The organism is Microbacterium sp. CPCC 204701 (assembly GCF_004010105.1).
Classification (GTDB): Bacteria; Actinomycetota; Actinomycetes; order Actinomycetales; family Microbacteriaceae; genus Microbacterium.
Genome location: NZ_RRYE01000394.1, coordinates 1 through 2,641 on the forward strand (window position 1 = coordinate 1; position 2,641 = coordinate 2,641).

General features: G+C 69.1%; 4 protein-coding genes. All 4 read left to right on the top strand.

Annotated elements, in window-relative coordinates:
- Nucleotides 1-974: lipase family protein (locus EIO58_RS15860; protein ID WP_240658934.1), on the top strand; the 974-nt coding region annotated here is incomplete at its 5' end.
- 103 nt (nt 975-1,077) lie between these two features.
- Nucleotides 1,078-2,064 carry a transcription termination factor NusA gene (gene nusA, locus EIO58_RS15865; protein ID WP_127820314.1) on the top strand — a complete coding sequence of 329 codons (987 nt, stop codon included), beginning with the start codon at nt 1,078-1,080 and terminating at the stop codon, nt 2,062-2,064.
- Between the two features lie 69 nt (nt 2,065-2,133).
- Complete coding sequence (locus EIO58_RS15870) at nt 2,134-2,406, top strand: YlxR family protein (protein ID WP_127820315.1); 273 nt, start codon at nt 2,134-2,136, stop codon at nt 2,404-2,406.
- Between the two features lie 74 nt (nt 2,407-2,480).
- Nucleotides 2,481-2,641: translation initiation factor IF-2 N-terminal domain-containing protein (locus tag EIO58_RS15875; RefSeq protein ID WP_164861776.1), on the top strand; the 161-nt coding region annotated here is incomplete at its 3' end.

The window sequence follows — 2,641 nt, forward strand, 5'->3', positions numbered from 1 at the left end:
CGGTCGCGAGCGCGCTGGTGATCGTGCCCGACGAGCGCCCGCCGGGCGCCCGGCCGGTGATCGCGTGGAACCACGGCACGACCGGCGTCGCGCGCGGGTGCGCGCCCAGCCTGCGAGACGCGTCCGCGACACACTGGGCCATCCCCGCCCTCGACGAGGTGATCGCCCGCGGGTGGATCGTGGTGGCATCGGACTACTCGGGCCAGGGCGCACCCGGCGTCTTCCCCTATCTCATCGGCCGCGGTGAGGCGCGCTCGTCGCTGGATGCGATCCTCGCCGCGCAGGAGCTCGACGGATTCACGCTGTCGGCGCGGACCGTGGCGTGGGGTCACTCGCAGGGTGGCCACGCGGCGCTGTGGATGTCGCAGATCGCCGACGACTACGCCCCGGATGTCGACATCCTCGGCACCGCGGCGCTGGCACCGGCGGCGGATCCCCTGGCCCTGGCCGAAGAGCTCACGGCGGGCGACGCGAGCGTGCTGCTGTCGATCCTGATCTCGTGGGTGCTCGTGCCGTACGCCGACACCTACGACGACGTCGTCCTCTCGCGCTACATCGCGCCGGGGGCGGAGGCGATCGTGCGCGAGATGACGCAGCGCTGCCCCTCCGAGCCCGGCGTGATCGTGTCGGTCGCGACCGCGCTCGGCGTCGCCGAGGACCGGCCGCTGTACGTCGGCGATCTCACCGCGGGCGCGCTCGGCCGACGGCTCGCCGACAACGTGCCGTCGGGCCCGTGGGAGCACCCGCTGCTCATCGCGTGGGGAGACCAGGACGAGGTCATCCCCGCGCATCTGCAGCAGGAGTACGTCGACCGGCTGTGCGCACAGGGCGAGCAGGTGCGGTACCTCCAATACCGCGGATACGACCACTTGCGCGTCCTCCTGCCGCGGTCGAGGTTCCTCCCGGTGCTCGTCAGATGGACCGATGAGCGGCTGCAGTCCGTCCAGACGCGCGTCGACGACTGCGGGCGCTGAGCGCGACAGGGGTCTCCCAGGTCGGGCCGGTCCGGCATCGGGTAACGTTGTAGGGTTCCGGCGCGCGGCGACGTGCCGGTGAGAGCTGAATACGGAGGCCACTGTGGACATCGATCTCGGACTGCTGCGAACTGTTTCGCGCGAGAAGGAGATTCCCTTCGACGAACTCGTGCGGATCATCGAGCAGGCCATCCTGACGGCGTATGCGAAGACGACGAACGACGGCGAACTGACGGAGGGCGCTCGAGCGGCCCTCGACGAGAAGACCGGTCACGTCGCGATCTACACCCCCGTGCTCGACGAGGAGGGCGCCGTCATCGGCGAGGAGGAGTCGACTCCCGACGACTTCGGCCGCATCGCGGCGTTCGCGGCCAAGCAGGTCATCAGCCAGCGCCTGCGCGACATCGCCGACGACGCCGTGCTGGGCGAGTTCCGCGGCAAGGAGGGCGACATCGTCGCGGGCGTCGTGCAGCAGGGCCCGAACCCGCGCATGGTGCACGTCGACCTCGGCTCGGTGGAGGCGATCCTGCCTCCCGAGGAGCAGGTCCCCGGCGAGGAGTACGCGCACGGATCGCGTCTGCGCGTGTACGTCACATCGGTCTCGAAGGGCGCCAAGGGTCCGTCGATCACGGTCTCGCGCACCCACCCCGGGCTCGTGCGCAAGCTGTTCGCGCTCGAGGTGCCCGAGATCCCGGCGGGGCTCGTCGAGATCGTGTCGCTCGCCCGCGAGGCCGGACACCGAACCAAGATCGCCGTGACGGCCAACGACCCATCGATCAACGCGAAGGGCGCGTGCATCGGCGAGCTCGGCCGGCGCGTGCGCGCGGTGACCGAGGAGCTCGGCGGCGAGAAGATCGACATCGTCGACTACGACCCGGAGCTCGCGAAGTTCGTCGCGAACGCGCTGTCTCCGGCGAAGGTGACGTCCAGCTTCGTGCTGGATGCCTCGAACAAGGCCGTGCGCGCGCTCGTGCCCGACTACCAGCTGTCGCTGGCGATCGGCAAGGAAGGGCAGAACGCGCGCCTGGCCGCCAAGCTCACCGGCGCGAAGATCGACATCCAGCCCGATTCGATCCTCGAAGAGGGTTGACCGGTCGACGGCGCTTCAGGCGGGACGTGTAGAAGAAGGGGTCCGGGGCATATCGCCCCGGGGTATAGAATGGTAGCCGTACGAACGTGCGTCGGATGCCGCACGCGTGCACCCCGGTCCTCTCTTCTCCGAGTGGTCGCCATCGATTCCGTCCTCGTCCCCGACGAGCCTGCGTCGATGCCCGGGAGAGGCGCGTGGGTCCACGAGACGACCGAGTGCGTGGACACCGCGATCCGGCGCCGCGCCTTCGTGCGGGCATTGCGTGTGTCAGGCCCGCTTGACACGCAGACCATCGAGAAACGGCTGAATGGCTATGGAAACAAAGTGAACGGCTCGAAATGAGACCCGTCCGCGACTAACGGTCTGCCCTGTCTGGGTGGACCCAGACAGGAGAATTTGTGGCTGCCAAACCACGCGTGCACGAGATCGCTTCCGAGCTCGGCGTCGACAGCAAGGTCGCGCTTGAGAAGCTGAAGGAGCTTGGCGAGTACGTCAAGAGCCCCTCGTCCACCATCGAACCCCCCGTGGCACGGAAGCTTCGTGCCGCGCTTGAAGCGGATGGCGTGGGCTCTGCCGG

Coding starts and splice junctions, on each gene's coding strand:
- EIO58_RS15870 (WP_127820315.1), top strand. CDS start 2,134: ATGGTAGCCGTACGAACGTGCGTCGGATGCCGCACGCGTGCACCCCGG.